The organism is Amphibacillus xylanus NBRC 15112 (assembly GCF_000307165.1).
Classification (GTDB): Bacteria; Bacillota; Bacilli; order Bacillales; family Amphibacillaceae; genus Amphibacillus; species Amphibacillus xylanus.
This window is the reverse complement of sequence record NC_018704.1, coordinates 2,397,893-2,423,694: the sequence shown is the minus strand read 5'-3', so window position 1 is coordinate 2,423,694 and position 25,802 is coordinate 2,397,893. Positions and strand designations below refer to the sequence as shown.

23 protein-coding genes and 1 pseudogene are annotated in these 25,802 nt (G+C 36.3%); 22 read left to right on the top strand and 2 right to left on the bottom strand.

Going from position 1 to position 25,802, the window contains the following annotated elements:
• Positions 1-156: 156 nt before the first annotated feature.
• The 13 genes from AXY_RS11515 to AXY_RS11460 all read left to right on the top strand — a co-directional run bounded on the left by AXY_RS11515 (position 157) and on the right by AXY_RS11460 (position 17,901).
• Entirely contained in the window at positions 157-2,577 is a 2,421-nt protein-coding gene (locus AXY_RS11515; RefSeq protein ID WP_015010998.1) for a beta-glucosidase, read from the top strand.
• A 31-nt stretch (positions 2,578-2,608) separates the two neighbouring features.
• Positions 2,609-3,235, top strand: a complete 627-nt coding sequence (locus tag AXY_RS11510; protein WP_015010997.1) for a GtrA family protein — start codon at positions 2,609-2,611, stop codon at positions 3,233-3,235.
• Between the two features lie 11 nt (positions 3,236-3,246).
• Positions 3,247-3,780, top strand: a complete 534-nt coding sequence (locus AXY_RS13120; protein WP_015010996.1) for a family 43 glycosylhydrolase — start codon at positions 3,247-3,249, stop codon at positions 3,778-3,780.
• Between the two features lie 13 nt (positions 3,781-3,793).
• Complete coding sequence (locus tag AXY_RS11505; RefSeq protein WP_015010995.1) at positions 3,794-4,696, top strand: family 43 glycosylhydrolase; 903 nt, start codon at positions 3,794-3,796, stop codon at positions 4,694-4,696.
• A gap of 80 nt (positions 4,697-4,776) precedes the next feature.
• Complete coding sequence (locus AXY_RS11500) at positions 4,777-5,793, top strand: glycosyltransferase family 2 protein (RefSeq protein ID WP_015010994.1); 1,017 nt, start codon at positions 4,777-4,779, stop codon at positions 5,791-5,793.
• 83 nt (positions 5,794-5,876) lie between these two features.
• Positions 5,877-7,622, top strand: a complete 1,746-nt coding sequence (locus tag AXY_RS11495; RefSeq protein ID WP_015010993.1) for a methyl-accepting chemotaxis protein — start codon at positions 5,877-5,879, stop codon at positions 7,620-7,622.
• Between the two features lie 246 nt (positions 7,623-7,868).
• Positions 7,869-8,591, top strand: a complete 723-nt coding sequence (locus AXY_RS11490; protein ID WP_015010992.1) for a LytR/AlgR family response regulator transcription factor — start codon at positions 7,869-7,871, stop codon at positions 8,589-8,591.
• 413 nt (positions 8,592-9,004) lie between these two features.
• On the top strand, positions 9,005-9,892 hold the full coding sequence (locus AXY_RS11485; RefSeq protein WP_015010991.1) for an ATP-binding protein: 888 nt from the start codon (positions 9,005-9,007) through the stop codon (positions 9,890-9,892).
• Between the two features lie 233 nt (positions 9,893-10,125).
• Entirely contained in the window at positions 10,126-13,251 is a 3,126-nt protein-coding gene (locus AXY_RS11480; RefSeq protein WP_015010990.1) for a beta-glucosidase, read from the top strand.
• Positions 13,248-13,679 carry a hypothetical protein gene (locus tag AXY_RS11475; protein ID WP_015010989.1) on the top strand — a complete coding sequence of 144 codons (432 nt, stop codon included), beginning with the start codon at positions 13,248-13,250 and terminating at the stop codon, positions 13,677-13,679. The genes AXY_RS11480 and AXY_RS11475 overlap by 4 nt, the downstream gene beginning before the upstream one ends.
• An 80-nt stretch (positions 13,680-13,759) precedes the next feature.
• Complete coding sequence (locus tag AXY_RS11470; protein ID WP_015010988.1) at positions 13,760-16,123, top strand: glycoside hydrolase family 2 TIM barrel-domain containing protein; 2,364 nt, start codon at positions 13,760-13,762, stop codon at positions 16,121-16,123.
• The gene (locus AXY_RS11465; RefSeq protein ID WP_231841354.1) at positions 16,086-16,799 is read left to right on the top strand and encodes a hypothetical protein; all 714 of its coding nucleotides are present in this window, start codon (positions 16,086-16,088) and stop codon (positions 16,797-16,799) included. The genes AXY_RS11470 and AXY_RS11465 overlap by 38 nt, the downstream gene beginning before the upstream one ends.
• Before the next feature lie 85 nt (positions 16,800-16,884).
• Positions 16,885-17,901 carry a glycosyltransferase family 2 protein gene (locus tag AXY_RS11460; protein ID WP_015010986.1) on the top strand — a complete coding sequence of 339 codons (1,017 nt, stop codon included), beginning with the start codon at positions 16,885-16,887 and terminating at the stop codon, positions 17,899-17,901.
• Between the two features lie 180 nt (positions 17,902-18,081).
• Here the strand turns inward: AXY_RS11460 and AXY_RS11455 are convergent, their stop codons facing one another.
• Positions 18,082-18,753, bottom strand: a complete 672-nt coding sequence (locus tag AXY_RS11455; RefSeq protein WP_231841352.1) for an RpnC/YadD family protein — start codon at positions 18,751-18,753, stop codon at positions 18,082-18,084.
• Positions 18,754-19,081: 328 nt separating this feature from the next.
• On the opposite strand from AXY_RS11455, the gene AXY_RS12855 reads away from it, so the two are divergent.
• The 5 genes and pseudogenes from AXY_RS12855 (at position 19,082) to AXY_RS12935 (ending at position 22,390) form a co-directional block, all read left to right on the top strand.
• Positions 19,082-19,240 (top strand): tRNA-specific adenosine deaminase, encoded by a 159-nt coding sequence (locus tag AXY_RS12855; RefSeq protein WP_015010984.1) that lies wholly within the window; start codon positions 19,082-19,084, stop codon positions 19,238-19,240.
• A 483-nt stretch (positions 19,241-19,723) separates the two neighbouring features.
• A pseudogene (locus AXY_RS11445) lies at positions 19,724-20,418 on the top strand (RluA family pseudouridine synthase).
• A gap of 34 nt (positions 20,419-20,452) precedes the next feature.
• Positions 20,453-21,892 carry a polysaccharide deacetylase family protein gene (locus AXY_RS12370; protein WP_015010981.1) on the top strand — a complete coding sequence of 480 codons (1,440 nt, stop codon included), beginning with the start codon at positions 20,453-20,455 and terminating at the stop codon, positions 21,890-21,892.
• A gap of 15 nt (positions 21,893-21,907) precedes the next feature.
• The gene (locus AXY_RS13115; protein WP_015010942.1) at positions 21,908-22,033 is read left to right on the top strand and encodes a hypothetical protein; all 126 of its coding nucleotides are present in this window, start codon (positions 21,908-21,910) and stop codon (positions 22,031-22,033) included.
• A gap of 132 nt (positions 22,034-22,165) precedes the next feature.
• Positions 22,166-22,390 carry an IS3 family transposase gene (locus AXY_RS12935; protein WP_015010941.1) on the top strand — a complete coding sequence of 75 codons (225 nt, stop codon included), beginning with the start codon at positions 22,166-22,168 and terminating at the stop codon, positions 22,388-22,390.
• 60 nt (positions 22,391-22,450) lie between these two features.
• Here AXY_RS12935 and AXY_RS11425 read toward each other — a convergent pair whose 3' ends face one another.
• Entirely contained in the window at positions 22,451-23,362 is a 912-nt protein-coding gene (locus AXY_RS11425) for a hypothetical protein (RefSeq protein WP_015010980.1), read from the bottom strand.
• A gap of 110 nt (positions 23,363-23,472) precedes the next feature.
• Here AXY_RS11425 and AXY_RS12955 point away from each other — a divergent pair, with 110 nt between their 5' ends.
• From AXY_RS12955 to AXY_RS11415, 4 genes are all read left to right on the top strand, one after another.
• The gene (locus AXY_RS12955; RefSeq protein WP_155835511.1) at positions 23,473-23,733 is read left to right on the top strand and encodes a helix-turn-helix domain-containing protein; all 261 of its coding nucleotides are present in this window, start codon (positions 23,473-23,475) and stop codon (positions 23,731-23,733) included.
• On the top strand, positions 23,654-24,112 hold the full coding sequence (locus tag AXY_RS12950) for a hypothetical protein (protein WP_015010979.1): 459 nt from the start codon (positions 23,654-23,656) through the stop codon (positions 24,110-24,112). The genes AXY_RS12955 and AXY_RS12950 overlap by 80 nt, the downstream gene beginning before the upstream one ends.
• Before the next feature lie 9 nt (positions 24,113-24,121).
• The gene (locus tag AXY_RS13225) at positions 24,122-24,529 is read left to right on the top strand and encodes an IS30 family transposase (RefSeq protein WP_155835543.1); all 408 of its coding nucleotides are present in this window, start codon (positions 24,122-24,124) and stop codon (positions 24,527-24,529) included.
• A 382-nt stretch (positions 24,530-24,911) separates the two neighbouring features.
• On the top strand, positions 24,912-25,778 hold the full coding sequence (locus AXY_RS11415; RefSeq protein WP_015010977.1) for an ROK family protein: 867 nt from the start codon (positions 24,912-24,914) through the stop codon (positions 25,776-25,778).
• The last annotated feature ends 24 nt before the right edge of the window (positions 25,779-25,802 follow it).

Here is a 25,802-nt window from a genome sequence, read left to right as displayed (position 1 = left end):
AATAAAGTAAATGAATAATTTTTACTCTAAATAACAATTTATCATTTAATTTATTACTTGCAAAATATACAGAAAATAAAGCAATTTAATTTGATCAGAAGATTAAAATGACGGGTGTTTGAAGAAGCAATTTAAAATTATAAATGAGGAATAAAAATGAAATATAATACAATAATTAATCAAATGACTTTAGCAGAAAAAGTATCCCTAATGTCAGGCAAGGACTTCTGGCAGTCAGAGAATATTGATCGTTTAGGCATCCCAAGTATGTTTCTTGCAGATGGTCCACACGGCATTCGTAAGCAAGCGGCTGCTGCTGACCATTTGGGACTTAATCCGAGTATTCCAGCAACTTGTTTTCCAACAGCTGCAACAGTTGCGAATAGTTGGGATGTTAATTTAATTAATAAAATGGGGCAATATTTAGGAATTGAAGCTGCTAATCAAAAAGTTAATGTTCTGCTTGGACCCGGTATCAATATGAAGCGAAATCCTTTGGCAGGTCGAAACTTCGAATACTTTAGTGAGGATCCATACTTAGCAGGGAAATTAGCAGCAAGTTTAATTCAAGGCATTCAATCAAAAGGAATCGCGGCTTCAGTTAAACACTTTGCTGTTAATAATCAAGAAGAAAGACGAATGGCAATTGATACAATCGTTGACGAACGAACACTTAGAGAAATATACTTAACTGCTTTTGAAATAGCTATCAAAGAAGGTAAAGCCAAAACAGTTATGTCCGCATATAACAAGTTAAATGGCACGTATGCAAATGAAAACCCTCATCTATTGAACACTATCCTCCGCAATGAATGGGACTACGATGGTGTTGTTGTGACTGACTGGGGTGGTAATAATGATCGGGTGGCAGCTCTTAAAGTTGGTAATGAATTGGAGATGCCGACGACGAATGGAGAGACAGATCAGGATATTTATCAAGCGATTAAAAGCGGTGAATTAAAAGAGGAAGTATTAGATGAAGCGGTTGATCGTTTATTGGAATTGATTATGTCGACGACTTCTGCACTTAAAGAATCAAACGCTAGTGTTGATGAAAAGAAACATCATCAACTTGCTCAGAAGATTGCCGAAGAATCGATTGTTCTCTTAAAAAATGAAGAAAATATTTTACCATTAAATAATGATGTAAACGTAGCTGTGATTGGTGACTTTGCAAGAGAGCCTCGTTATCAAGGGGCAGGCTCATCGGTTGTAAATCCGACCATATTGGAAAACACACTAGATTCTTTAGCTCAATCAGGGATTAAAAGTATTGGCTTTGAACCTGGTTTTAATCGCTATGGAAAGAAAAGCAATAGAAAAATAGCAAAGGCATGCGCACTTGCTGAAAAAGCAGAAGTCGTACTTTTATATCTCGGACTAGATGAAGTAACGGAAGCTGAGGGATTAGATCGAGAAAGTATTAAGATTCCACAGAATCAAATTGACCTTTTAAATGAAATCTATCAAGTCAATCAAAATATTGTTGTCATTCTGTCAAGTGGCGCTGTAGTAGAAATGCCATGGATCGATAAAGTGAAAGGCTTATTACATGGACAACTTAGTGGACAAGCAGGTGCAAAGGCAATCCTCAGAATTTTGACGGGAGAGGTAAACCCGTCAGGTAAGTTAGCTGAATCTTATCCAATTCGTTATGAAGATACGCCTTCTTATCACCAATTCCCAGGAAAAGAAGTCAGTGTTGAATATCGAGAAGGGTTATTTATTGGCTACCGTTACTATGACACGGCAAACGTGGCTGTCAGATTTCCATTTGGGTATGGCCTAAGCTACACAACATTTGAATACTCTGATCTTGAAGTTGACCGAGCAGGCGCTACATTTACAATCACAAACACTGGTAATCTACCGGGTATGGAAGCTGCTCAATTATATGTCGGTTGTCAGTCTAGGGCAATTTTTAGACCTAAAAAGGAGTTAAAAGGATTTGTTAAAGTCAGTCTACAACCAGGGGAATCTAAAACAGTAACAATTCCATTTGATGATAAAACTTTTAGGTATTTTAATGTGAAAACAAATCAATGGGAGATTGAAGAAGCAGATTATGAGATTATGATTGGATCATCCAGTGTGGATATTCAGCTGAGTGGTGTGTTGTTTGTTGAAGGAACAGGTGCGCCATTACCATATGATCAAACAGACATACCAAGTTATTATTCAGGTCAAGTGAGCAATGTTGGATTAGAAGAATTTGAAACATTATTAGGAAGAAAAGTCCCCGATGCTAAATGGGATCGGACGAAACCACTTGGCTACAATGATACGATTGCACAATGTCAGTATGCAAAAGGGTTGTTTGCTAGATTTGCTTATCAGCTGATTAAGTTTTCTCATTGGTTTTTAAGAAAGATTGGCAAACGATCGACAGCCAATCTAATCATGATGTCAGTCTATCATATGCCATTTAGAGGATTGGCGAGGATGACTGGTGGAATCATGAATATGCCAATGGTAGACGGTGTGTTAATGATTGTAAATGGTCAATTCTATAAGGGCTTGAAGCATGTGTTACGTGAAAGAAAACAGATGATTAAAGCTGCTAAAGTAAACAATTAACACTATCGTTCGCTTGCGAAGGAGGAGTATAATGAGTAGTGAGATAAATAAAACAACTGTGCCAAAGTTAAAATTTTGGGCTAACTTTAAAGAGAAACACCCTAATCTAGCACAATTCTTAGTCTTTTTTCTGCTGAGTAATGGTGTGACGGTACTACAATTAGTATTAATGCCTGTTTTAAGAGGTCTATTTGAACAAACGTCATTAATAAACATCAATTTTCAGATCTTACAATTTGGTCAGAACTTTGATGGTAGCTCTTATTTTGTGTTTGATTATGCAGCAGGACCGCTGTCGTCTGGTGGTGGAGGTGGGCTAGCTTACTTCCTTGCTGTTCAAATAGCGATTGGGGTTGCACAGATTATTAACTTTTTTGCCCAAAGAAGTATCACATTTAAATCGAACTCTAATATTTGGAAAGCTGCCATGTGGTATGTGATTGCCTATTTTGTCATTACAATTGGAGCAGCAGCAGCTCAAGGCTTCTATAAAGCGCCTATTTATAATTTATTAATGAACACATGGGGTATGGGTTCATTTGGTGAAACAATGGCAGATATGGTAACGATGATTATTAACAGTGCGATTTCGTTCTGGGTTTTCTATCCTATCTTCAAAGTGATTTTCAAACAAGAACCTGAGAATCAAACAAAATAAGGATGTAGTTTATGAATCGACAAGTTTTCAACCCTTTTTTACCCAATTACGAGTATATTCCTGATGGTGAGCCATATGTATTTGGAGATAGATTATATATTTTTGGTTCCCATGATCGATTTAATGGTAAGTTCTTCTGCATGAATGACTATGTATGTTGGTCTGCTCCAATTGATAATTTAGCTGAATGGAAGTATGAAGGTGTTATTTACCGTAAAACACAAGACCCGATGAATAAACTAGGGCTATTTCATATGTATGCACCAGATGTAGCTCAAGGTGCTGATGGTCGGTTTTACTTATATTATTCTTTAAATTTCTTTGGTGTGATGGCGATTGCTGTGAGTGATACACCTGCGGGTCAATATGAGTTTTATGATTATGTTAGTCATTTGGATGGAACTAAATATTCAAGTAGGAAAGGTGATCCGTTTTTATTTGATCCTGGAGTTTTAGTAGATGATGATGGTGCAGTATACCTATATTTTGGATTTGCTCCTAGCTCTTCCAGCGTTAATTACCGGTGGGAAAAAGCGCAAATTTGAGGGTGGCTATGTGGTGCAACTCGCATCTGATATGAAAACTGTCATTGGAGATACGAAACTCATTATGAATAAAGTTGATGAGGCTTTCGGTACTGGATTTGAGGGGCATGAGTTTTTTGAGGCGAGTTCAATTAGAAAGATTAATGAAGTGTATTACTTTATTTATTCTTCAATTAACGGTCATGAATTATGTTATGCAACCAGTAAAAATCCTACAGGGCCTTTTAAATTTGGTGGAACAATTATTAGTAATGGCGATCTATATATCAATGGCTATTCTTCAGATCACGCTGCTGATAATTATATTGGCAATAATCATGGGAGTATCGTAGCGATTAATGATCAGTGGTATGTATTTTATCATCGACATACAAATAGACATCATTATTCTAGACAAGCTATGGCAGAACAAATTGAAATTAATAAAGATGGTTTTATTCCGCAAGTAGAACTAACCAGTCACGGTTTAAACAATGGACCGTTGAGGGGAAAGGGAGAGTATGGGGCCTATATTGCGTGTCACCTAAGATCAGCTGATGGTGCAGGTAGATATGGTACGTACTTTGGTAATATTACTTTCAGAAAACACCCATATTTTACTCAAACGGGTAAGGATCGTATGGGTAGACCAGATCAGTATATTGCTAATATGAGAGACGGCGCGTCTGCAGGGTATAAGTATTTTATGATAGATGATATAGAGGAAGTTGGTGTTTGTGTAAAAGCTAGTGGCTCAGGGATAATGCTGGTGGCTGAAAAACTCAATTCAAAGCCAAATGCAAAAATTAAGATTAGTCCAACGAAGGAATATAAATACTTCTATACAAAGCTACAGCTGGATAAAGGCAAGCAGGCGCTATACTTCACTTATCGTGGAACAGGGAAATTAGATTTCAAATCATTTATCTTAAATTAACAATATAGTACCATTTAGCTTTACAGGCAGATGCATCCCCAATAATCTGACAAACAAGCATAATAAGAGGTGGTGTAGCTATGAAATTATTATCAGTCATTATTCCTTGTTATAATTCTCAAGATTACATGAGAAATTGTATAGAGTCTCTATTATTAGCGAGAGATGACGTTGAGTTAATTATAGTCAATGATGGTTCTGTTGATCAAACAGCAGAAATTGCTGATAATTATGCAAACATGAATCCGAGCAAAATTAAAGTTATTCATCAACCAAATGGTGGTCATGGACAGGCGATCAATACGGGGCTTAAACATGCAACAGGTTTATATTTTAAAGTGGTCGATAGTGATGATTGGGTAGATACCCGGGCGTATTTAAAAATATTAGATACACTGAGTGGTCTGATTGATAGAAAGCAATATATTGATTTATTAATTAGTAATTTTGTCTATGAAAAAGAAGGGGCAAAATATAAGAAAGTTATGAAATATACGAGTGTCATCCCTAAGGATAAGATTTTTACTTGGGATGATACTAAGCCTTTTCGTAAAGGACAATATCTAATGATGCATTCACTAATCTATCGAACACAATTATTAAGAGAAATGCACCTGAGATTGCCAAAGCATACATTCTATGTTGATAATCTTTATGTCTATCAACCATTAGCACGTGTAGAGAGAATGTACTATTTAGACGTTGACTTCTATCGTTATTTTATCGGAAGAGACGACCAATCAGTTAATGAAAAAGTAATGATTGATCGAATTGATCAGCAACTAAAAGTGAACAAGTTGATGATCGACTATATCGATTTGGAGTCGATTCAAAATGAGAAATTACAACAGTATCTATTTCACCAGTTAGAAATAGTCACAACTATTTCTTCAATCTTACTCATACGTTCTCGTAAAAGGGAAAATCTGAAAAAGAAAAAAGAGCTGTTGCAATATATCAAAGAAAGAGATCGAAAGCTATTTCGTAAATTAAGGTATGGATTTTTAGGCCAATTGACTAACTTACCAAGTTGGTTTGGTCGTCAAATCTCTATGGGTGCCTATAAAATATCAAGAAGGATTTTTGGTTTTAATTAAATGGATCGTTAGAAGTAGTGAGAATATCATTTAGATGTTCTCACTGTTTTAAATTAACAAATGGGGTTGTTTAAGGAGGAAATATGCGCCAGTCAATAGCAAAACGAATACTATTTATTCTATCTTTACTTACATTCATTTTTATTTTAAACACGATTTTAAGCGGAATTACCAATTCGCAAATTAAATTATCAACAAGTTTAGTGGCAGACTCTTTTGTCACCTTAGAGTATGAGCAAGTAAAGTTAGCGAAAGAAATTGGTCAAGTAAATTTAGAAATCCAAGAATTCGTGTTAAGTGACGAGTCTGAACATGAAACCATTTCTGAATCAATTATTAATAGTGCGGGGGTGATAGAGACTAGTGTTGCTGAGATTGCCAAAATAACTGAAGACTTTTCAGATAAAGCGATGAATCAAGTACTGAATGATGCCTTTCTCCCTTATCAAACAGCTATGCAGGCATATTTGGATCAAATCTATACAGTTACCGAATATATTGAACAAAACAATCAAGTATTAGCGGCTAGTAATTATCAAACTTTACAACAATTAGCTGAGGAAATGGTGAGATCTGAAAGTGATTTTCAAGAAGTTTTAGATGCGAGTATTAATCATGAAGTCAATCTGATTAATTCGAGAGTCGATCGTTCAACAATGATTATCTGGATTATAGCTATTCTTTTTGTTCTATCAGCTATGGCTGCATTCTGGATAACTGTCAAGACAATCATTAGTCCGTTAGTGAGTGGAAACCGAAAATTAACAGAGATTATTAAGACGCTTGAAGATGAAGAGGGAGATTTAACTGTTCGAATTGAGACTTCATCTCAAGATGAAGTCGGTCAGATGATCGCAGGCATTAATCGTTTTCTTGATATATTGCAAGACTTAATGATTTCAATAAAAACAAGTTCCAGTTCAATCTATCAATCAACAGGAAACATAAGAAATAACATTGTCGACAGCAAGGATTCTACGGCTAATATTTCTGTTTCTTTAAACGAGTTATCCGCAGGTATGGAAGAGATAAGTAGCACGATACAGAGTCTTGAAGATGGTGCTCAAAGTGTATTACAATCGGCAAATCACATTTCAGAAGATGCGAAATCAAATGTTATTCGGGTTGAATCAATTGTTGAAAGAGCAGATACTGTTCGAAATCAATCACTTCAAAGTAAGAGTCAAACCGAGGAGATTATTCGCCAGATTAAACAGACAACAGAATCCTCGATTGAAAATAGCCGTTCGGTTCAAAGAATTAATGAATTGACTGCAGATATTTTAGAGATTTCAGAACAAACCAATCTTTTGGCTCTTAATGCATCGATTGAAGCGGCCAGAGCAGGTGAAGCTGGTAAGGGCTTTGCAGTTGTTGGTAATGAAATAAGAAAGTTAGCAGAGAGCACAAAAGAGACAACAAGTGCGATTCAAGCGATCAGTGCAACTGTCACAAATTCTGTAGAAGAGTTAGTTAGCAATGCCGAACAGATGATTAGTTATATAACAGGCAATGTACTTGATGATTATGATGAATTCGTTGAAGTGACAAACGCTTATCAAGAAGATGCTGAGACGCTTAAGGTGATTCTAAATAGATTTGCAGACAGTTCAGGTGAGCTTAATCTAATAACGAATAATATGGTCGAAGGCATGAAAGAAATATCGTCAGCTGTTGAAGGAAGTGTGATTGAAGTTGTAAAATCTAGTGAGAACACAAATGATTTATTGGATTCATTAACAGATATCACAACTGACACAGATCAAAACCAAGAAATTGTTGATCACCTAAACAAACAAGTACAAAAATTTAAAAAAGTAGAAGTTTAAGCTAGCTATTTGTTGCTGGAAGGTCATATGAAATCCCTTAATGTTCATGTTTGGAGAATCAGACATTTGAATTTGGAAGGGTTTCATATGGTCCTTTTTTATTATATGTGGGTAGTTAATACACTTATTAATAGTGGTTTATTCATTTTAAATTGCAAATCAAGAACTAGTGGTATTATAATGCATGTGAAAGCTATTGGTTTGTTTAACACTTTCAAACAGTAAATGAGAGAAAGGAGCAGATTAATGATAAGCATTGCAATTGTAGAAGACGATAATCGTGAAGCTAATATATTAAAAGCTTATATAAAAAAATACGGAAGTGAAACTGCACAATCATTTCAGATTACTTTGTATGATGATGGCTTTAAGTTGTTAGATAATTATAAGCCTATCCATGATATTATATTTATGGATATTGAGATGCCGCATCTTGATGGGATGGAAGCTGCAAAAAAGTTAAGAAAATTGGATGATGTAGTAACTCTGATATTTGTTACAAACATGGCGAATTATGCAATTAAAGGCTATGAGGTAGATGCCCTTGATTTTATTGTTAAACCAGTCAGGTATTCTACGTTTAGGATGAAATTCAAGAAAGCCATAGAAAGAATATCTACTAATGAGGATATTGAAATCGTAGTTTCACGGAGATCTGGGATAGTACGATTAACATCTAGGCAAATTATCTATATCGAAGTAGTTGGTCATAAACTCACATACCATTTGACCGATGGAGTTATAGAAGGACACGGATCGTTGACAGATTTAGAAAAACAATTGCATAACAACGATTTTTTAAGGTCTCATGCTAGTTATTTGATTAATCCCCAATATATTTCTCACGTTCAAGGATATACAGTGACTATGACGAATGGCGATGAATTACGAATTAGTCGACCAAGAAAGAAAAAATTTCTGCAACAATTAGCAGAAATATTGGGAGAAGGGCGGGATATGCAATTATAAACGTAATTGAAAACATATTTGAATTTCGTTTTATAATCGAGCTATTTATTTTAACTCTCTTATTTACGACATCATTTCAAAAACGGAAAAATTTTTCTGTTCGAGTTCTTATTCTCATTTTTCTATCATTAGTTTCGATAGTTGTGTTCTTAAATGTTGATGCAGATTACTGGATACATACGATACCATTTACTATCGCTCGTTACATCCTTTTGTTCTTTGTAGTCATGACTTGTATTCTTTTTTGCTATAAAATATCTACGTTAACTAGTATTTTCTGTGTTACTGGTGTATATGCTATTCAGCATTTAGTTTACAATTTTCACGAGATTATGATAGAGGGCCTTAATCTAAGCCAGTATGTTCTTAAGAATAACAGTACTTATATTATCTATATAATTCTTTATATTATTATGGTCAGTATAATCTATACATTATTATACTATTTCTTTATTAAGCAATTTGAAAAACCGGAAGGTAATAACTTCGAAAATAAGTTTATTCTTGTGTTATGTGTTTTTGTTAATTTATACGCAACAGTCTTCTCTGTTGTTTTTAGAATTACTCAGGAAAATGCACAAACTGAAATCTTTTTGATATGTGTATTTTTGGATATTTTGTGTTGTTTATTCACGCTGTACCTTTTATCCTATATTTATCGTACAAGTATATTAAAAGAAGAGTTAAATATTATTCAATCACTGCTAAAAAAAGAGAAAACACAATTTACAATTTCTCAGAATAATATTGAAATGATGAATATCAAATTTCATGATTTAAAGCATCAATTGACACATTTATCGAATCGAATTGACGAGACAGAAATGGAGGAATTAAGAAAGATCATATCAATTTATGATATTCCTCCGACAGGAAATGCTGTGCTTGATGTGGTAATGACTGAAAAAAAACTGCAGTGTGAACAAGAAGGTATTGAATTAACCTATATGGTGGACGGCAAAAAACTAAATTTTATGCGTGAAACAGACATCTATTCTCTATTTGGTAATGCATTGGATAATGCAATTAACTCTTTAAGGAATATTAAGAATAAGGAAAAGCGTGTAATGAGTATGATCGTTAAAGAAACAATGGGGTTAATCTCAATTCATATTGAAAATTATTATCAAGGTGATTTGCAATTTCAAGATGGATTACCTGTAACGACGAATACAGATCAGGACTTTCATGGCTTTGGTATGAAAAGCATGAAGTATATTGTTGAAAAGTATGGCGGGGAGTTGTCAATCAAACTAGATGATGATGTATTTAATTTAAATATTGCCTTTCCAAGTCAGTAAAGTCATTTTATGATGTTAAAATGACAATTTAGGAAAGTTGTATTGTCGAAAATCATGTAAGCACTTACACTTAGGCTAGTTTTCTATTTGAGGAAACTAGTCTTTATTATTTGGTTAAATTGTTATTAAACAGAAAAGGTTATCGTTAGGGGGGATAAGGGAGATCGATAATGTACAATGAAACGTCTCAATTAAAGTAACAAATTAGAAAACTTTTTTTAAGGAGGATGAAGATGTTTAAAAAAACTAAAATATGGCGGGGATTAGCTCTAGTATTTATTCTATTCTTTGCAATATCTGCAATAGCTGGAGTAACTTTAGAAACTTATCGTACAGCAGTTGATGCTTTTTTTGGGACGAATAGTAGTAAAACAGTAACGGAAGAAGTTGATGATTTAGAAGACACATGGACTTACAAATCTAAATTTACAACTGCTGAAGAAGCATTTGAAGGCTTAAAAGAATTTGCGATAAGGGAATCACAGGAAACGATTGTGTTATTAAAAAACGAAGGAAACGTTCTACCAATCTCTAATGAAGCTAAACTTACATTATTCGGTGTACGTAGTTATGCTCCTGTTTACGGGAGTAATGGTGGAAGTATAACTGATGGATACGCAACCGTAGAGATCTTTGATGCATTTGAAGAAAGGGGCTTTCAGCTTAACCCTTCTATGCTCGCTACCTATGAGCAGTATTTTTCAAATAAGGAATGGACAGTTCCGAGGTATGGTAGTGGTATTATTCCAGAATATGAAGAAATAACTTCATATTCAGATCCTTCTGAACTGACTCTAAATGAGTTGCGAGACCTAAATCCAAATTTTGATCAGGATTACGCAAAGTACAATGATGCAGCAATTGTTGTAGTGGGTCGCCCAGGTGGAGAAAATGGTGATGGATACTATCCGGGCGCTGCAGGACTTGCTGATGGCGTATCAACGGTGACTGGAAACATTTTTAGTCTGAGTGATGAAGAGTTAGAAATAATTGAAGAAGCAAAGGAGAACTTCGATACAGTTATTGTTTTGATTAACTCCGTTAATCAAATGGAAATTGCAAATTTAAAGGAAGACCCAGATATAGATGCAATCGTCTGGATTGGGTTTCCAGGGGCATATGGTTTTTATGGTGTTGCTGATGTTCTTAATGGTACTGTTTCTCCGTCCGCTTATCTTGGAGATATCTATGCGAAAAACAGCGCACTAGCACCAGCCATGAAGAACTATGGAAATATCCCATGGGAAAATGCTTCTGATTTTACCCCAGAGGAAAATGTAAATTCCTATTTAATTCAGGCGGAGGGAATTTATACGGGGTATCGTTATTATGAAACTCGTTATGCAGATATTGTTTTAGGTAATGGTGGTGAAGTTGCATCAGCAGGAACTTATGCTAATGCTGATGGTACTATTGCTACTGAAGATGGCATTTGGGACTATAAAAATGAAGTTGTTTATCCATTTGGATACGGTTTGTCTTATACGACTTTTGATCAGAATCTTGATGAAGTAAATATTCTTGGAAATAAAGAGACAGCTTCTGTTACTGTGACTGTGACCAATACGGGAGATGTTGCTGGGAAATCTGTTGTTCAAGTTTATGCCCAAGTACCGTATACGGATTATGACAAGCAATATAATGTTGAGAAATCTGCAGTACAGTTGATGGATTTTGAAAAAACCGATACACTGCAACCTGGCGATTCTCAAACAATCACAATGGAGATTGATCTTGCAAACCTTGCAAGTTATGATTCAGAAAATGCAAAAACATTTATCCTTGATCCAGGTGATTATTATTTAGCTATTGGTAGTGACTCTCATAATGCACTCAATAATATTTTGGCTAGCCAAGGTAAAACTACGGCTGACGGCATGACTGAAAACGGAAATTCGGATAATGTTTATACATGGACATGGACGGGTGATGTAGATGACAAGACCTTTGCTGTAAGTAAAGCAGGTGTTGAAATTACTAATGCATTGAGTGAAGGTGACTATGCCATGGATATTAATGCTTTCCTTCCTGGTACAGTAACTTATTTATCCAGAAGTGATTGGGATGGTACGTTTCCAAAAACATACTCAGGTTTAGTGGCAGATGAGAATTTGTCTAGATTACTCGGTAATGATTTCATTTCACTTAATACAGATGATGACGTTTCGGATTTAGTGTTTGGTGACACGACGAGTGACTTAATGCTTAATGATTTGAAGGGTGCAGATTTTGACGATCCTCGTTGGGCGGAATTAGTCGATAAAGTAACTATAGAAGAATTCTTGGCTTTTGCTGAAAATGCATTCCATAACATAGCGGCAATTGACTCTATTGGTTTGCCACAGCATCAGGCCGATGATGGTCCTGGAGGATCTGATTCACATTATTTACCAGAAGGTAGCTATCAAGGCGTCCCATTCCCTGATGCGGATGAATATGAATCTGGTACAAGAGTTGCACCTTCTCCAACGAATTTAGCATACAGTTGGAATAAAGAGTTGGCTTATGAAAATGGTGAGATCATTTTAGGTGAGAGTACTTTAATGTTTAACTTGCCAATTATGATTGGTCCAGGTATGAATATTAAACGCCATGCGTATAACAGTCGAGGTGTAGAATATTACTCAGAAGATCCAATTCTCTCTGGTTATATTGGGAGTGCAGTAGTACAGGGGGCACAATCTAAAGGTACGCTTGTCAACATCAAGCATGCAGCTTTTAACGATCAGGAAATTAACCGTTCAGGAATTGCTGTATTTATGGACGAACAAAAGGCTAGGGAACTCGAACTTCGAAATCTTCAGCAAGCTTTTGAGGCTAACGGAAAACCAGCATCGTTTGTTGGTGATGAGTCTAAAGACGACACTTATACTACTGGTGCTCTCGGTGTGATGACTTCTTACAACCGTATTGGTGCAGTAGCTCCGAGTGCAAACAGAGGTGTAATGGTACAAATTATGCGAGATGAGTGGGACTTTAATGGATATAGTGTCACTGACTTCACTGGTGTTACTTTAAAAGCGGCACCAAAGGAATCACTTTTAGCCGGAACAACAGCTTTTTGTGGTTTTGGTGATAGTGAGGTTAACTACTGGAACGCTGCAAGTTTAAGTGGTGACAGGGATATGCTTTTAGCTATCAAACAAAATATTCACTATCTATTATATTCTCTTGCAAATAGTGCGGCGATGAATGGCGTAAATGCTACAACACATTCAGTCGATGTGATGACTTGGTGGCGAGCCCTTTACACAGTAATGATCGGTGTTACTGCAGTCGGAGCAGTGGGGAGTGTCGCTGGCTACACTGTTATAAAGCACAAGAATAAGAAAACAATAATTGAGGAGGATATAAGATGATAAAGAACATGACGAAGTCTGGATTGGCAATTTGTGTTGCTATCATCACGGCATTTGTAGGATTGATTCTCTATATTATTACTTCAACTACAGGTTATCTCGCTGGAAGTGTCCTAGATCCTTTACCAATTATTTTTACAGTTGTGGCAATTATCTTAGCCTGTCTACTTGTGGGAGTAAAGAATAAATTCAGTTCGTTTCTGATAGACTTGTCCGTTTTTGCTACGGCGGTACTTCTTATTGCAAGTTTTTCTCTATTTGTGCTCGGAAGAATTAGTCTAGCTGCAGATGTCTATTTTATTCCGGTCAATTATCCAGAGGCCGAAGAGACGGCACTTAATATATCAATTGTTGGATTAGCAAGCTATATGATTTCAATAATCTCGATGATTGTTGTTGCATTCTCTGACAAAATTAAAAACGCATAATCTATTTGATGGGTCTGTATGCTATTGTGCAGACCCTACTATTCTATCTATGCAATAAATATAAGGAGTTAGTGAATAAAATGAAAATAAATTGGAATGATGATTGGTTATTTCGAAAGATTGATGAGGAAAAGGATCAATCAATAACCATACCGCATGATGCAATGATTCTTGAAAACCGTTCTCAAGATAACCTTAGTGGGAAAAATGCTGGATACTATGAAGGAAATGACTACGTCTATACAAAAAAGTTTTTTGCTCCTTCTCAATATGAAGATAAAAAGTTAATTATCGAGTTTGAAGGTGTTTATCATAATGCCGAAGTTTATCTGAATGAAGAAAAAGTTGCTTTTCGACCTTATGGGTATACCAACTTTTATGTTGATATTAGTGAAAAAGTCAGAATGAATGAAGAAAATGAAATAAAAGTTATCGCACGAAATTCGGATCAACCGAATAGTCGCTGGTATTCAGGAGCGGGTATATACCGACCTGTTCATCTTTATGTTCTTCCGAAGCAACACATTTTGTTGAATGGCGTTAAAATTCGCACTTTAAATTATCAAACGAGAACGATAGAGATAGAGGTAAAGACTAATATGCCTGGTGTCGTTGAAATCGAAATTCTGGATGATATAACCCCCCTTGCTAAGCACACAATACAAACAACAGGAAGTGGAATTCTAAAGCTTGACCTCCCGGATGCTAAACTATGGAATACCAAAACGCCACATTTACACACGTGTAAAGTTCGGTTTGGTGATCATTTAGAAACGATTGATTTTGGTATTCGCCAAATCGAGTGTAGTCGGGAAAAGGGCTTTTGTATCAATGGTGAAAGAGTTATCTTACGTGGGTGTTGCATCCATCATGATAATGGAATTTTAGGCGCACGAGCTTATGACTTCGCTGAAGAGCGCAAGGTCAGGATCATGAAGGAGGCAGGATACAATGCGATTCGTTCTGCCCATAATCCTTGCTCAAAGGCAATGCTAGATGCTTGTGACAGACTGGGTATGTTAGTTGTGGATGAGTATGTTGATGTTTGGTATATCCACAAGACAAAGTATGATTATGCGCTTTATTTTAAGGATTGGTGGCAACAAGATTTAAAAGATATGGTTGATAAGAATTACAACCATCCTTCTGTTATTATGTATTCCACTGGAAATGAAGTTTCTGAAACAGCGCAAAAACGTGGGATTGATTACACAAAACAAATGACCGACTATCTTCATTCTTTAGATAACAGTAGGCCAGTTACTTGTGGTATCAATATTTTCTTTAACTATTTAAGTTCTTTAGGTTTTGGAGTGTATACAGATAAGAAAGCTGAAAAAGAAGTTGAAAAAGGTAATCGTAAGGCAGTTGGTAGTGAGTTTTATAACAATCTTGCTGGTATTTTAGGAGCTCGAACGATGAAGATTGGGGCCACTCTACGCGGAAGTGATTTAAAAACGAGAGATGCCTTTGCAAATATGGATGTGGCTGGATACAACTATGGGATTTATCGCTATAAAAAAGATTTGAAGAAGTATTCAGATCGAATTATTTTAGGGACTGAAACTTTTTGTAATGATGCTTACCGATTCTATGAATTGGCTAAAGAGAATCCAGGTTTAATAGGGGATTTTGTTTGGGCGGGTATGGATTATTTAGGTGAAGTAGGGGTAGGATCTTGGGAATATAAAGACTATGCTCCAGATTTCAATCATGGTGTTGGTTGGGTAAGTGCAGGAAGTGGTAGGGTTGACTTGATTGGGAATGAATTAGCGGAAGCTAAATATACAAAAGTAGCTTTTGAAATTGATAAAATTCATATCGGTGTTGTTCCTGTTAATAATGCATTCAAGCCACATTCGCCATCTGCGTGGAAAATGACAAATGCGATTAATAGTTGGTCATGGGATGATTGGGATGGAAAGAAGACGCAAGTCGAAGTATATGTTAGAGCACACAAAGTTGCTTTATATGTGAACTCGAAAAAAGTAGGGGAAAAGAAAATAAAGAATGACTGTAAGGCTATTTTTAAGACGAAATACTATAGAGGTCAGGTAATGGCAATTGCTTTTGATGAAGAAGGGAATGAGGTTGCTAGAACTTCTTTGAAATCAGCAGGAGACGAAACTAAACTTACAATTACACCGGAAAATGAACAGATAAGTGTTAATGATCTTTCTTATATTCGATTGAAATATACAGATGATGATGGCGAGAAGAAGCCTTTAGCAAGAGGGGATGTTAAAGTATCTGTCGAAGGTGGCGAGTTGTTAGCAACAGGCCATGGCTGTCCTTATAACGATCAAAGTTATAATACGGACATCACTGATACTTACTATGGAGAAGCACTTGCAATAGTGAAACCTACAGGGGTTGGTAAAATTGAGGTTTTTGCAGAAAGCAAATATGGGAATGCACAAGCAAGTATCGAAGTCGTTGAGTGATAACATGGATAGAGTTCCTGAAAAGTCTATATATAAAAAGGAAAATAGTCTGGATATAAACGGTGGCAAAAAAAGCAGGGGTATTTTGAAGTTGTGGCATGACTTTCGTGCAAAGCATAAAGGTATTGCAGAGTTTCTTGTATTTCTCCTGCTAAGTAATGGAATCACAGTATTACAAATGATTCTTATGCCAATGCTAAAGTCTTTTTTAGATCAAACAAGCTTAATAGATATAGGATTTCAAGTTGGTCAGATTGGTCACAATTTTGATGGGAGTCCCTATTATATTTTTGACTATGCTGCTGGAAGCCTTGGTAATGGTGGCGGTGGTGGCCTTGCCTATTTTTTATCGGTACAGATTACCTTAGCTATCGCACAAGTGATTAATTTTTTTGCCCAAAGAAATATTACTTTTAAATCGTCAGGTAATATGTGGAAGTCGGCCGGTTGGTATTTGATTGCATTTATTTTAATTACCCTAGGGGCAGCAACTCTCCAAGGCTTTTATAAGGCGCCAGTTTATGATTTATTTATCAATACGTGGGAGCTTGGCAAAACTGGTGAAACCCTTGCTGATTTTGTTACGATGATTATTAACGCAACCGTCTCGTTCTGGGTGTACTTCCCTATTCTGAAGATTATCTTTAAAGAAAAAGATAACAAGAATAAAATTTGATATAATCATATGATTCCTATTATCTATTAATGGTAGATACTATTTTTAAGAACTAAAAAATTGATAAAGTAAAGGCAGTGTTTGAATGAAGTTATTATCAGTTGTTATTCCTTGTTACAATTCACAAGATTATATGAAAAATTGTATCGAATCTCTCTTATTGGCGAGGGATGATATTGAATTAATTATAGTCAATGATGGTTCTGTTGATCAAACGGCAGAAATAGCTGATAACTATGCAAACATGGAACCTAGTAAAATTAAAGTCATTCATCAACAAAATGGTGGTCATGGACAAGCAATCAATACGGGTCTTAAACATGCGACAGGCCTATACTTCAAAGTAGTTGATAGTGATGATTGGATAGATACGAGGGCATATTTAAGAATATTGGATACACTTAGTGGCTTGATTGGTAGAAAGCAATACATTGATTTATTGATTAGTAATTTTGTTTATGAAAAAGAAGGTGCAAAACATAAAAAGGTTATGAAATATACAGGCACCTTACCTCAAGATACTATCTTTACATGGGATGATGTTGGGGATTTTCGGAAAGGTCAATATTTAATGATGCATTCATTAATTTATCGAACACAATTATTAAAAGAAATGCAGTTGAAATTACCAAGTCATACTTTTTATGTCGATAATCTATATGTTTACCAACCTTTAACGCGGGTTGAGGAAATGTATTATTTAGATGTTGACTTCTATCGCTATTTTATTGGAAGAGACGATCAATCAGTTAATGAAAAAGTAATGATTAATCGAATTGATCAACAGCTAAAGGTTAATAAACTAATGGTTGATTATATTGATTTAGACTCGATTAAAAATATGAAATTGCAAAGTTATCTTTTTCATCAGTTAGAAATTGTTACGACGATTTCTTCAATTTTGTTAATTCGTTCTCGTAAGAAAGAAAATTTACAAAAGAAAAAAGAATTATTGCAATATATCAAACAAAGCGATAAGAAGCTGTACCGAAAGTTAAGATATGGGTTCTTAGGTCAGTTAACTAATTTACCAAGTTGGTTTGGTCGTCAAATCTCCATGGGGGTTTATAGGGTATCGAGAAGAATATTTGGCTATAATTAATATTGCTAGAAATAGTGAGAGCATTTTTGAGATGCTCTCACTATTTTAAATATGACACTTATTTATTCTATTTTTCTTCATAAGAAATTGGAATTTTAAAAATTTTATCTGCTCCTGGTAATTTGCTCGCTTCGTCCATCAATTGTTCCCCCCTTATGGGCAATTTTCGAGGACTGTTGATTATTGCAATTGTTGTTTTAAAACTACAATTTCATCAATATCTAAATGTGTGACTTCAGCAATGAAATTGAGATCAACATTTTTTCTCAGCATCTCTACCGCAACTTTTCTCACACCTATCTCTTTTCCAATTTCCTTCCCTTTTTCTTCATAAGAAATTGGAATTTCGAAGATTTGATCTGCTTCTGGTAATTTGCTCACTTCATCCATCAATTGTTCCTCCTCTTGTTTGGTTAGTTTTAAATAAGATTCGAAAAATCCGTAAATTAAGCGTTGTCTAGCTGGGTCGAGTTCCATTCTAGTAATCATTCGTAAAAATTCTTTTTTAACTTCGATCCGTTCTTCTTTTTGATAGCCCATTTCGCTAAGTAGTGCTGCTGCGACAGGATTATCAGAACGGATATAGTCACGCCAATTCATTTTGTGCAAGTGGAGTGTTAAGTAATTAAAGGTAAGGACATGGAAAAAATCAAATGCCATCGTATAATGATCCTCTACCGGCTGGCGGTCGTGACTGAAAATCGCAATTGGAATAATTGGTTTTCTGTACTTGTTGTAGAGCATACTAAAGTAATGGTACATCCGTTCGTTAAAGTCAGGTTGTCGGTAGCTTTGGGGTTCGATATGAACAATAATGACAACGTCTTGTTTCTTTAATTTTGTTTCAATCACCAAATCGAGTCTGCGCGTATCGCCATCGAGCATATTTGTCTAGGTTAATCGTGATGGGGGCTTTTCTTGGATCAGTAGTGGCAGGGTTGCCATGAAATCACATCCTTGTAGGTTATGATGCGAGGTCTAATATGTAGGTTCTAGCTATAATATAGCATGGTTTTGTGCCTCGGGCAGTATAGACAAAAGCGTCATATCTTATACTGGTTAGGTAATTAATCTTTAGTTGAATATTAAGACGGTGGGTGTTATTTTAGCAATAGGATAGTGATCAGTAATGACCGAAAGAGGAACGATTGATTGCTGAAATTCAAAGGAGGAGTCATTTATGATTAGTGAAGTTGATTTAAAGCATTTGCGTCGCTCTGTTGAGTTAGCCAAGATGGCACTGGATAAGGGAGACGAGCCATTTGGATCTGTGCTTGTGTCGCAAAAGGGCGAGGTACTGTTCAGCAAGACCGAATTCAAACTTTATTGGTGCTGTTAGATGTTTATTTTTCTGTCGATATGTAGCCTTGCTAATTTGTGATTCTTCAAAAGTGAGATCGTCATTTCGACCCCAGTAATGGGCACATTAAAGTGGTTATGGAGGAAAAATGAAACCCTTCCCCTGCCACTACCGAAATCAACAACGCGATCGGTCGGCTTTAGCTTATAATGTTGAATTAAGCTTTCTAGTGCTTGATACGGCGTTGCCTCATATCTATTATATTTGTCTGTTTCTTTCCGCCATTCCCTAAGGATACCTGTTTTGATTTGTAACATATGATCAATTTTTCTTTCTCCTAATCTTACATATTCACTCCATCTCTGTATAATTCTTCTACCAATCTATTAAGCCATACTTTTAGTGAACAATCAATTGACTCGAATCCGTGCATGAAATTTTAATCTTCAACAATAATATCGAATAAGCATAAAAGTCGCTGTAAAAATGGTATAATTAATGTAACAAGTTTTGAGGAGCTAAATAAAGAAGATATCGACTTTATTTGAAGGTAATCATCTATTGATCGTAGAAAAACCGGTTAATATTCCGGTTTAGGAGGATCGGAGTGCTGATCTTGATTTATTAACAATCCTGAAAGATGATCTGAAAATTCGTTATCAAAAGCCTGGTAACGTTTATTTAGGTCTTGTTCACCGGTAGGATCGTCCGGTGGGCGGTGCGATTGTCTTTGCGAAAACGTCTAAGGCGGATTCCCTATTGTCTGATATGATTCGAAGGCGCGTGATTAAGCGAACGGATTTAACTGTTGTTCATGGTGTTCCGAGACAGAAACAAGGTCAACTTGAAGACTATTTGTTAAAGGATAGCCGGAAAAATATTGTCCCTGTTGAGTCAGTTAAGCATCCTGATGTAAAGCAGGCAATTTTAGATTATCAAGTGCTTGAATCAAAAGAAGGGTTTAGTTTGCTGGCTGTCCAATTACATACGGGGGTTCACATCAAATTCGTGTTCAATTAGCGACAAGTACTCATCCGATTTATGGTGATCAAAAGTATGGTGAACGCGTTAATCAGCGTGGTCAACAAATTGCGCTATGGTCAAATGCAGTCTCATTTGAGCACCCTGTGTGGAAAGCGCCAATCACTGTGGAATCGGTACCGTCGGCAAACTTCCCATGGAATCTGTGGAGAGTTTTTCAGAAAAAAGATTTGTGATGTTTGTGAAAATTAAGGTTTAGGGGACAGTACTATGAAGCGATTTAAATTTATTTTTTACATATTGGCAATAGGTAGCTTGTTTGTCGGGGTCTTTTGGTTTTCGGCTTTTTTAAAGTTGGCTAATGCGAATGTGACAACAATTACTGTTGATGTGGCGCCAGTGCGGGTGTCTATGTCAGATGATCATTTAAAGGCAAGTCATTCAGCGTATCAGGGGATTGATATTGTCACGCTTGTAAAGGAGGAGCCGGATTATCAGTTGGCGATCCATTATCCTGAGTTTCGTGATGATCAATTAAATCAAGCGATTAGTGACTATGTTTCAATGACTAAGGCAGATTTTTTTGAGGAACTTGAGGCAAACAAAGAGTTTCTACAAGATCGGCCAGCATCTTTTTATTTATTGTTTAATATTTACCCGGTTGTCGACGATGTTTATTCAATTGTTTTTTCGAATGAGCGTTATCTTGGTGGAGCGAATGGTGAACAGAGCTCAAAAGTATTTATTGTTGATTTGAGTCAGAATCGGTTTATATCACAATTGGAAATGATCGATGATCATCAAGAGAATCGTGATTTGGTTTTTCAATTGCTAAAAGAGGAGTTTGAGCAGTCTGAAGATTATCGTGAGTTTTTCTTTCTGGATTATTTGGAGGAATGGGCTTATGCAGGTAATCAAACATATGAAAATGTTTATTTGACTGATCGGGCGTTGGTGTTTAAATTTAATAAATATCAGGTGACAGCTGGTGCTGCTGGTTCGCCGGAGATTAAGTTGCCTTTTGTGAAGGTGAAGGGGTTATTAACGGATGAATGGGTTAAAAAGTTGGAGATTGAGAAGAAATTGACTAATGGAGTGAAGCAAGATAATGGTGTAGATCAACAAGGCTCGTCTGAAGATGTAAAAATAGATGAAGATATAAAGAAAGTTGCGTTGACGTTTGACGATGGGCCTGATCCAACGCACACGATAGAGATTCTGAGATTGCTAGATGAGTATCAGGCGCGGGCAACATTTTTCGTGTTAGGAAATCGTGTGGATTTTTATCCGGGGATTGTCAAGGAAATCTCAGATCGGGGTCATGAAATTGGTAACCATACATGGAATCATAAAGATTTAACTACATTGGATAGTGCCGGGATTAAGGATGAACTTGGGTCCACCTCAAAAGCAATTAAGCAAATTACAGGAGAGTCACCTAAACTATTTCGACCACCGTATGGTGCTATAAATGACAATGTTCGTGCTGCCACTGATTTAGCGCCATCGCTTTGGACAGTTGACCCTCAAGATTGGCGCTATCGTGATGCGGATAAAGTTTTTAAGCATGTCAAGGCGAATGTGACTGATGACTCAATTGTTTTAATGCATGATATTCATGGTACGACGGTTGAAGCGCTAGAAAGGATTTTGGCATTTTTGGCTGAAGAAGGCTATCAGTTTGTCACAGTTTCAGAGCTTGATAGTTAATGGAGGGGTTTTTTAATGACGACGATTTACTTTGTTAGGCATGCTGAGTCAGACTTATCAATTTATGACGATTTAACGCATCCGCTGACAGAAGCGGGTTTACAAGCGATTAAGTCTGTGACGAAATTTTTACTCGAGTAAGAGATTGATCACGTCTTTTCAAGTCCATTTAAATGGGCAATTGATACAGTAAAGGACTTTGCTGATCAAGGCTGGCATTATCAACACACAAAGTGGATTACTACGCTGAAGAACACCAAAATATTTCAAAGCATGTCTAGAAAGGCAACTTGTGCTGACAACGCCGTGATGGAAAGTTTCTTCGGTATTTTAAAGCAAGAGATTTATTACGGTGAAGAATTACTATCTTATCATGAGTTGAAACAAAAAATTGAACAATATATCGATTACTACAATAACGATCGAAGCAAAGTAAAATTGGCTGGCTTAAGCCCGGTCCAATACCGAACTCAAACCAGCCAAACAGTTGCATTATAAAAACTCTAACTTTTTGGAGTCACTACCATTTACGATAAACAGTACCTGTTTTTTCTTATTTTACTTGAGTTCAGCTTTATATTTGTTGATAAAATCTGTTAAGATAAGCTCTAATTTAGGTCCATCGACTTCATCTAAATCATAGTGAATCCGGGCAGTTGGTTGATTAATTTTAATGACACGTGATAAGTCAATTGGTGTCCCAATAATTACCGCATCACAATCGACGTTGTTAATCGTTGTTTCCAGATCTTTTAGCTGTTGTTCGCCATACCCCATTGCTGGGACAAGATTCTCAATATGAGGATAGGTTATGAACGTATCCTTTAAGCTTCCTACAAGGTATGGAGTAGGATCGATGATTTCAGCAGCTCCTAGACGTTGCGCTGCGACTGTGCCTGCACCAATTTTCATTTCTCCATGTGTAAGGGTCGGTCCGTCTTCAACAATTAGGACACGTTTTCCTTTAATTAATTCTGGCTGATCTACTGTAATCGTTGACTCGGCTTTAATAATTATACTGTTTGGACTGACAGTCTTAATATTGTTTTCAACAATTTGAATCGCCTCAGCCGTTGCGCTATCAACTTTATTAATAATGGCTACGTCTGCTGTTCTTAAGCAAACCTCACCAGGATAATACTGTAACTCATGCCCAGGTCGGTGTGGATCAAGCACTGTAATCGCTAAATCAGGTTTGTAAAATGAGAAATCATTATTTCCCCCGTCCCAAACGATCACATCACATCCATCAGGGTCATTCTCTGCAGCTTCTAGAATTGCTTCGTAATCAACACCTGCATAAATAATATTACCTCTGGAAACATGTGGTTCATATTCTTCCATTTCTTCAATTGTACATTGATGTATTTTTAAATCTTCAATCGTTGCAAAACGTTGAACACGTTGAGCAGCTAAATCACCATAAGGCATTGGGTGTCTAATTGCTACAACTTTTAGACCTTGTGCCATTAGCGTTTCAATAATCTTTGGTGTGTTGTAAAATGAAACGCAACAGTTAAAAAAGACACGAAGATTCGTTATACTAAAGTCACCACAACCAGTATAAGGAGCGAATCTTCATGTCATGTAAACATTCTAACACAAAGAACGCGAATGGACATTTAAAATTTAAAGAGCGTGAGCTCATCGAACGATGGCTAAAAGAAGACAAGTCACAAGCAGAAATTGCACGATTACTTGGTCGGAATCGCTCGACTATCTCTCGAGAAGTAAAAAGAGGGACAGTTCCTCAAATTATTAATGGGAGAAAAAGTAGAATTATACTTAGCCGATTCTGGTGCTGCGATTTATTTAAAAAACAGACAACGCAGTATTTCTAAAGGATTAAAAGCTTATTCAGGTCGATTCTGGCACAAGCTCAAGAAAGCCTTTTATAACGGCTGGTTCAAAGGGAAAAATCGATTGTACAGTATTAAAACATTTGTCTTAAAATACGCTCGAGATAACCCAAAAGAAAAGGTCCCTTGTTTTAAGACCTTCTATCGATATATACGTCAAAATGCCTTAGTCATCAAGCCACATGATTTGCCGATGATGTATCGCTTATCACCAAGAAAGAACAAGCATAGTAAACCAAAAGGACACAATAAAAAAGTTCTAGGTAACAGTATCTCAACACGACCGACGGAGGTGCTCAATCGACAAGAATTTGGTCATTGGGAAGCCGATTTAGTCTTAGGTAAAAAAACAAAAGGGTAACCCACTGTACTGACACTTGTCGAGCGGAAAACACGTTATGCTTTAGCGCTTAAACTAAACGATTCCAAGAGCCAAACCATTTTTGATGATTGCCAGTCTGTTATCGAAAGCAACCCGAAAACCTTTAAAACAATCACCTTTGATAACGGTTCTGAATTTTCAAAAGTAGCTGAATTAGAAACAGCTGAATTATCCATTTACTTTTGTCATGCCTACGCCGCTTGGGAAAGAGGATCGAATGAAAATTTTAACAAACTATTAAGAGAATTTATTCCTAAGGGTCAATCGTTACATCAGTTTTCTAGTGATTATGTGAAAGAAGCAGCATCAAAGATAAACCAACGCATTCGGGAAATACTCGTTTTAGAAACAGCTCAAACGTGCTTCGACTATGAGCAAAAACAATTAAATAAGTGACTGAAGTAAGAAGCAAATCTCAAAGTGATTTTTTTCTCCCCCATGGGGGAGAAGTGCTTTCAACAACAATCAATAACCCCTATCTTAATTAACTAAAGAGTGTTGCATTTGATTTGACACTAGGGGATATTGATATTATAACAATAGAACGTGGGTTTCAATAATAGCAGATTAATTAGAATAATGAAAGGTTTTTGTCTGATTAAGAATTGCTAATTAGAAGAGATGATCCTAAAGTCGGAGTAAAGATAGGGAGGTAATCGTTTTATTATAGACGATTATTTCGGTTTAGGTGAGATAATATTAAAAAATGTGTTAAAATTTAATCAAACGAAAATTTGAAAATATAAATTGGACGATATGATGTAGAAAGGGGTTTTTTATGTTGTTAGGAGCAATTGAAGCAGGTGGCACAAAGTTTGTGTTAGCAGTTGGTAATCAAGATGGTGAAATTTTAGATAAATTGACAATCCCAACAGAACATCCAGATCAAACAATTCCAAAGGTGGTTAACTATTTTAAGGATAAAGGGATCAAAAAACTTGGTTTAGGAGCATTTGGACCAATCGATTTGAATCAAAAAAGTCCAACATATGGTCAGCTTCAGAAAACACCAAAAACAGATTGGGTTGATTATCCTCTAGGTGCGGTGTTGCAAGAGAAGCTTTCTGTACCTGTTGTGATTGACACAGATGTTAATGTTGCCGCAATGGCTGAAGCGAAATTTGGCAATGCAACAGATGTTGATTCATGCTTATATATTACGGTTGGTACAGGTATTGGTGGCGGCTTTTATTACCGTGGCCAAACATTAAATGGTTTGTCACATCCTGAGCTCGGGCACATTAAAGTGCGACGCCATCCAGATGATCGTTATCAAGGAACGTGTCCATCGCATGGTGATTGTCTAGAAGGTCTAGCTGCGGGACCAGCACTTGAAAAGCGCTGGGGCAAAAAAGGCGATCAATTGGTCGGTGTTGACGAGGTTTGGGAAATGGAAGCTTTTTATTTAGCACAAGCCCTGACGATATTTATTTATGTGCTCTCACCTGAACGCATCGTTTTAGGTGGTGGAGTGATGAAACAGAAACAGCTTTTCCCATTGATTCGTAAGTATGTAATCGACATGTTGAATGGTTATGTGAGTTCGCCTTACTTAACAGCTGATCAAATTGATCAATACATTGTTGCACCAGGATTAACAGATGAAGCAGGAATCAAAGGGGCACTGTATTTGGTAATGGATTGATCGAATCATTTAATCACGGTTATT